Raw genomic sequence first — 6518 nt, 5'->3', positions numbered from 1 at the left:
TCGATATGCGAGCCGGCCAGCACCGGCGGCAGCTCGGGCTCGCGCCCCTCGAAGCGGAGAAACAGGTTGGCGCCCGCATCCGTGAAGGGCTTGAGGCCGAGGGCCCTCGCCCAGCCGACCAGTTCGGCCCGAGCGGCGATCTCAGGCTGCGTCAGGGTCTGCCGATCCACCCCGCCATCCGGGCGCGCCCCGAAGGCGGCGAGCGCCATGAGGCGGTCCCAGAGCCGGGCGCCATCGACATGGTCGGACGGCCGCAAGCTACTCGGTCCGCATGATCTGGGCGGGATTGGCGCGCGGATCGCGGGGGCCCCAGCGGCCGGCCTCGACCTGGGCGATGAACTCGGCCAGCAGGTGGTTGAACAGCCCCGGCTCCTCGAGATTCAGCGTGTGGCCTGATTTCGGGAACACGGCGAGGCCCGAGGCCGGGACGGTCTTCTTCAGGAAGATGCCCGGCTGCAGGCAATGGTCGTCCTCGTCGCCAACCATCACGAGCAGCGGCGCCGTCATGGCCTTGAACTCGGCCTCGAGGTCGTAGAGCGACGGCCGCTGCATCTGCACGCCCCGCATGGTGTTCGCGGCACCCGTGTCCGAATGCTGTGCCAGCCGGTCGGCGAAGAGCTGCCAGCCGCGCGGGTCCTTGTCCTGGAACTGCACGCGCGAGGCGCCCTCGGCATAGATCGGGCCGAAGACCTTGGCGGTCTTGCTCTCGAAATTGGCCGCGACCTGCTCCGAAATGCCCTTGAAGTAATCCTCGTGCGCCTTCTCAGCGCCGTAGCCCGCACCGGCTGCCGTGACCGACAGGACCCGGTCCGGATGCCGCAGCCCGGCATGCAGCACCGCGAACCCGCCCATCGAGAGGCCGACCAGATGCGCCTTGTCGATCCCTGCGGCCGTCATCACGTCGACGATGTCGTCGGCGGCCCGGGCCTGCGAATAGGAATCCGGGCTCTCCGGGATGTCGGACGGCGCGAAGCCGCGCGCCGCATAGGTGACGCAGAGGTGCCGGCGGGTGAAGAAGTTCATCTGCGGCTCCCAGCTCCAGTGGGATCCGCCGAATTCATGCACGAAGACGATCGGCGTGCCGCGTCCTGCGGTCTCGTAATGGAGCCGGACGCCGTCGCTCACGGTCGCGTAGGGCATGCGAAGACCTCCTCAAACCACCGAGCGGCGGGACGCGATGCCGCCATCGACCGTGATCACGGTGCCGGACGTGTAGCCCGACCGGTACGAGGCGAGGAACAGGAACAGATCCGTGATCTCGTGGATGTGAGCCGGCCGCTTCAGCGGATAGCGCTCGAGCAGCTCTTCGTAGCGGCCCGCATCGCCAAACTCGGTATCCGCCCACTTGCGGAGCATGTTGTAGATGCGGCTGGTATCGACCGGACCCGGGTTCACGCCGACGACGCGGATGTTGTCCTCAAGGCTGCGGCCGCCGAGCGCCCGCGTCATCGCCATGATGGAGGCGTTGCCGGCCGCGCCCTCGATGTATTGCGGATCGCAGACCTCGCCGCCATTGCCGATGTTGTTGAGGATGACGCCGCCGCCGCGGGCCTTCATGGTCGGGTAGACAGCCCGGATCATGTCGGCATAGCCGAAGCCCTTGAGGGCCCAGCCGTCGCGCCACTTCTTGGGGCCGATCTCGAACAGGTTGCCGCTCGGGATGACGCCGGCATTGTTGATCAGCACGTCGACCTCGCCAGCCTCGGCGACGATGCGCTCCACCGCGCCGTCCTCAGTCATGTCGGCGGCCGTGAACGTCACGGTGACCTTGTGCTCCGCGACGATCTCGCTGGCCATTGCCTCGAGCTTCTCGGCAGAGCGCGCCGTCAGGTGGAGATGGCAGCCCTCGTTCGCGAAGGCATGCGCCAGCCCCTCCCCGATCCCCTGGGAGGCGCCGGTGATGAGGACCTTCAGTCCTCCAAGCTTCAGATCCATGCTGTGATCCTGTGATCCAGGGAGCCTGAGGCTCCTAGAAGAGCTGGGCCGCTTCGTTGCGGCCCCGGGCGCGCTCGACCATCTCGGGCAGCAGCTCGACGAGCTCCTCGACCCAGGCGGTCGGCACGGTGGTCGAAATCTTGACGAACCGGTCGCCGAAATTCGGCGTGTGATAGGCACCCTGCCGGATCATGATGTTGCGCTCGGCATATTCCGCGACCAGCGCATCGGGCCGGATGCCGGCGGGGCCGCATTCCATGACGATGAAGTTGCCGTTCGAGGGATAGACCGCGATCGACAGGCCGGGGATGCGGTCTGCCGCTTCCTTGATCAGCGCCTGGTTCGCGCGCTGCTCGGCGAGCACGCCCGGGAACCATTCTGCCTTGATTTTGAGCCCGGCCATCGCGGCGCGCTGCGACAGAATCGAGGAGCCGAGATTGTTGGGCGGCGCGGCCGCGAGCCGCTCGACGAGGTCGGGATGCGCGACGATCGCGCCGACGCGCAGCCCGGCCAGGCCGAGCCACTTGGAGAAGCTGTAGACCGTGAGCGTCCGCTCCGGATAGCGCTTCGCCGCCAGGTGATGCTCGTAGGCAAAGTGCCGGTAGGTGCAATCGTGGATCAGGTAAGCGCCGGCGTCGCGCGCGGCCGCCGCGATGCCATCGATCTCCTCCGCCGTGCAGGCAGAGCCGAGCGGATTGTTCGGATCGACGATGTAGATGACCTTGGTCTTCGGCGTGATCGCCGCCCGCAGCCGCTCCGGCGCGAGCCGGTAGCCGTATTCCTCGCCGTAGATCGGGATCTGCTTCACGGTGGCCCCGACCGAGCGCGCAAAGGCCATCGGCCAGTTCCAGGTCGGGTCCGTGGTGATGAACTCGTCACCGGGCCCGAGCAGCGCATGGCAGGCGTGGTAGAGCGACGACACCGCCCCGTCCGACACGAGGGCCACCTGCCCGTCGAGGCCAAGATCGGCCACGATGCCGGCCCGCAGTTCCTCGAAGCCGGCGGGCGGCGCGTAGATGTGGAACTCCTCGTCCCGGATGCACCGCTCCATGGCCTCGACCACGGCTGCATGCGGCTTGGCATGGTTTGTGTTTTGACCGAGCCACTTCAGCCCCGGCGTGTTCACCAACCTGTCGAAATGCGCATTCCGCGCCTCGAAAGCCCGCATGGGCGCACCTTCCCGAACGACCTCCCCCTGAGAGGCATGGCTGGGATCTAACGCAGGGCTGGCATGCAGGCAAGCCCAACTGGCATGCAAGCTTGCCATGTTGAACGATCCAGGCTTAAGTGTCGACGTGCAGGCTTGCAGCAGGAGGGTTCGATGACGATCACCAGGCGAGACGTCGTTCGGGGCATCGGACTTGCCACGGTCGCAACCTCCGTCCTGTCGCGCCCCGCCCTGTCCCAAGGCCCCATCAAGGTCAGCTTCACGACCTCCTGGATCCCCGAAGGACCGAACCTGTTCGCGTATGTCGCCCGCGACAAGGGGTTTTGGCGAAAGCACGGGCTCGATGTCTCGGTGGCCCGCGGATCGGGATCCGGCGCCGCCGCGCAGGCCGTCTCGGCCGGCACCTTCGACTTCGGCATGGCGGCGACGCCGACCGCCATTGTGCAGGCTGCCCGCGGCCTGCCCATCACCTGCATTGGCCAGATCAATTATGACGCCCTGATGGGCATCGGTGTGCTGGCAGGGTCTTCGATCAAGACACCGAAGGATCTTGAAGGGAAGAAGCTCGGCGCGAGCGTCACCTCGGGCGAGTACCCGTTCCTGCCGCTCTACGCGCAGAAGAGCGGTTTCGACATGGGCAAGGTCAATCTGCTTCAGATCGACGGCAAGGTGCGTGAGCGCTCCCTGATCGAGAAGCAGGTCGAGGCGGTGTCGTCCTTCGCAACGAGCACCATTCCGTCGCTGGCGCCGCTCGGGACCGAGGTGCGGTTCATGCTGTTCCGGGATGCCGGCCTCGAATTCTATGGCCAGTCGCTCACGACGCAGCCGGCACGGGTCGAGAAGGACCCGAAGCTCTGCGCGGCCTTCGTGGCCGGGGCCATGGAAGCCATCAAGTTCACGATGACCAACTTCGACGAGGCGGTCGACATCTTCCTGAAGGCGAACAGCGAGGTCGCCATCAGCTCGACCGGCAAGCCCTATTCGCAGATCGGGCTCGGGCTCACCAACCTCACCAATCTCGTTCCGGAGGTAAAGGAGCACGGCTTCGGCTACGCCGACCCGGCCAAAGTCTCCACCATGGCCGAACTGGTCGTCCAATACGCCGCTGGCGACAAGGCGCAGAAGCCGGATACGGCCGCGCTCTTCACCAACGCGTTCGCCGGGACGGTGAAACTCGGCCCGGAGGAGGCCAAGGCCGCTGAGGCAGCCGCCGCGCCGTACCGGAAATACGTGGTCTGAGGGGCATGTCAGCGCAGATTCTGGAGATGCCGCGTCCCGTGCGGTCCGACCCCCTCGTCAAAATCACGAACGTCGAAAAGACCTATGCGGGCCGGCAGGGGCCGGTGCGGGCCGTCGCCTCGGCCTCGCTCGAGGTCGGGCGCGGCGAGTTCGTGTCCCTTCTCGGCCCCAGCGGCTGCGGCAAGAGCACGCTCCTGATGATGATCGCCGGGCTCGAGACGCCGACCAGCGGCTCGATCCTGCTCGACGGCACCCCGGTCACGGGGCCCCGCCGCGACATCGGCATCATCTTCCAGGACGCGACCCTGCTGCCCTGGAAGAGCGCGCTCGAGAACGTGCTGTTCCCGGTCCGCATCCTGAAGCTCCCGCTGCGCGAGCATCGGGAGCGCGCGCTCGACCTCCTGGCCATGGTCGGCCTGCAGGGGTTCGAGAACAAGAAGCCCTCGGAACTGTCCGGCGGCATGCGCCAGCGCGTCGCGATCTGCCGCGCGCTGATCCACGATCCGTCAATCCTGCTCATGGACGAGCCGTTCAGCGCGCTAGACGCGATCACGCGCGACCAGATGAACGCCGCGCTGGCCGACATCATGGAAAAGACCGGCAAGACGGTGGTCTTCGTCACTCATTCCATCCGGGAGGCGGCCTTCCTGTCCGACCGCGTGGTCGTCATGGGCGGACGCCCGTCGCAGGTGATCCTCGATCTCCCGATGCCGTTCCCGCGCCCGCGCCGCTTCGACATCGAGGACGGAGCGGAGTTCAACGCGATCTGCCGTCGGCTCCGGCTGACGATCGAAGAGGCCCATGGCGGGCCGGCCCATTCGGCCGGCGCCGCCCGCGCGAAGTCGGTGGAGTAGGGTCATGGCCGCCGCTATCGGAACCGAAACCGGCGTCATGGTCGCCGCCCCGGACAACGGCACGCGAGCGGGCCTTCTCGGCATCCGGTCGGTCGTGCTGCCGATCGGGCTCGCCGCGCTGGCGCTCGCCGCCTGGCAGGCCTTCGTGGTGTTCGGCAACATCCCGCCGGTGATCCTGCCCTCGCCGATCTCCACCCTCGCCTATATCGGCGAGCGCTGGGACATCCTCCTCACCCACGCGATCCCGACGACCCTCGAATCGGCGGCCGGCTTTGTCCTGGCCACCGTGCTGGGTGTCGTGCTGGCGATCATCATCACCTACTCGGCGGTGGCCCGGGAGGCGCTCTACCCGAACCTGGTCTTCTTTCAGCTGATCCCCAAGATCGCGCTGGCGCCCTTGTTCATCATCTGGCTCGGCGTCGGCTCGCAGTCGCGCGTCGCCTTCTCGGTCTTTATCGCCTTCTTCCCGGTCGTGATCGCGACGACGGCCGGGTTTCTCAGCGTCGATCGCAGCATGCTGCGCCTGTGCCGCTCTCTCACGGCAAGCGAGTGGCAGATCTTCACGCATGTCCGCTTCCCGGCCGCCCTGCCCTATATCTTCTCGGGCATGAAGGTCGCCATCACGCTGGCCATCATCGGGGTGATCATCGGCGAGTTCATCACGGCGCAGGCTGGCCTCGGCTACCTGATCATCTTCGCCACTGCCCGGGCCGACACCGAGGTGTCCATGGCGGCGATCGTGGTTCTTTGCGTCTGCGGCCTTCTCCTTTATGGGCTCGTCGCCCTCGGCGAGTATGTCGCGAATCGGGTGTTCTCTTCGGAAACGACGTAATGGCGCAGGTCAGTTCGGCCGCCCCCAAGCCGACGCGGCGCCGTCCGGACCCGATGTCCACGATGCCCCCGGCACCGGCCGAGGAAACCTCGCTGGCCGGGGACATCGCCAAGCGGCTCGAGGAGGAAATCCTCCGTGGCCGGGTCCGGCCGGGCCATCGGCTCGACGAGCGGGATTTGTCGGAGCGCTACGGCGTCTCCCGCACGCCCGTGCGGGAGGCGCTGCAACGGCTGTCGGCCAGTGGGCTCGCGGTGGCCCGCGGCCGGCAGGGGCTGCAGGTGGCGCAGCTGTCGGTGGCCGATCTGATCGATGCCTTGAGCGTCGTCGCGCAGCTCGAGGCGTTGGCGGCCTCGCAGGCGGCGCGCCGGATCCTACCGGAGCAGCGCGTTCTGCTGGCGGAGGCGCACGAAGCCTGCGAGCGGGCCGTCGGACAGGGCGACCCGGACGGGTTCTACGATGCGAATATCGCGTTCCACGAAGCCATCGTGGC

Annotated in this window: 7 protein-coding genes and 1 pseudogene; 4 read left to right on the top strand and 4 right to left on the bottom strand. The window is 67.3% G+C overall.

The annotated features are described in order from the left end of the window. The 4 genes and pseudogenes from JWR86_RS00545 to JWR86_RS00530 all read right to left on the bottom strand — a co-directional run. Positions 1-257 (bottom strand): annotated as a pseudogene (locus JWR86_RS00545) (Zn-dependent hydrolase); the annotation flags it as partial. Position 258: 1 nt separating this feature from the next. Next, positions 259-1140, bottom strand: a complete 882-nt coding sequence (locus tag JWR86_RS00540) for an alpha/beta hydrolase (protein ID WP_299559209.1) — start codon at positions 1138-1140, stop codon at positions 259-261. Between the two features lie 12 nt (positions 1141-1152). Next, positions 1153-1935, bottom strand: coding sequence for an SDR family oxidoreductase (locus JWR86_RS00535; protein WP_299559207.1), 783 nt, complete (start codon positions 1933-1935; stop codon positions 1153-1155). A 34-nt stretch (positions 1936-1969) separates the two neighbouring features. Further along, positions 1970-3103, bottom strand: coding sequence for a pyridoxal phosphate-dependent aminotransferase (locus tag JWR86_RS00530; RefSeq protein WP_299559205.1), 1134 nt, complete (start codon positions 3101-3103; stop codon positions 1970-1972). A gap of 153 nt (positions 3104-3256) precedes the next feature. On the opposite strand from JWR86_RS00530, the gene JWR86_RS00525 reads away from it, so the two are divergent. The 4 genes from JWR86_RS00525 to JWR86_RS00510 form a co-directional block, all read left to right on the top strand. Continuing rightward, a complete protein-coding gene (locus JWR86_RS00525; RefSeq protein ID WP_299559203.1) occupies positions 3257-4342 on the top strand; it encodes an ABC transporter substrate-binding protein in 1086 nt (361 codons plus the stop codon). A 5-nt stretch (positions 4343-4347) separates the two neighbouring features. Continuing rightward, positions 4348-5196, top strand: coding sequence for an ABC transporter ATP-binding protein (locus JWR86_RS00520; protein ID WP_299559200.1), 849 nt, complete (start codon positions 4348-4350; stop codon positions 5194-5196). Positions 5197-5200: 4 nt separating this feature from the next. Next, positions 5201-6028, top strand: a complete 828-nt coding sequence (locus JWR86_RS00515; RefSeq protein ID WP_299559197.1) for an ABC transporter permease — start codon at positions 5201-5203, stop codon at positions 6026-6028. A gap of 62 nt (positions 6029-6090) precedes the next feature. Continuing rightward, a partial coding sequence (locus JWR86_RS00510; protein WP_299559194.1) for a GntR family transcriptional regulator occupies positions 6091-6518 on the top strand: 428 nt, incomplete at its 3' end.

The sequence above is a fragment of the Enterovirga sp. genome (assembly GCF_028290205.1).
In the GTDB taxonomy this organism is placed as follows: Bacteria; Pseudomonadota; Alphaproteobacteria; order Rhizobiales; family Beijerinckiaceae; genus Enterovirga.
This window is presented reverse-complemented; position numbering and strand designations above follow the sequence as displayed.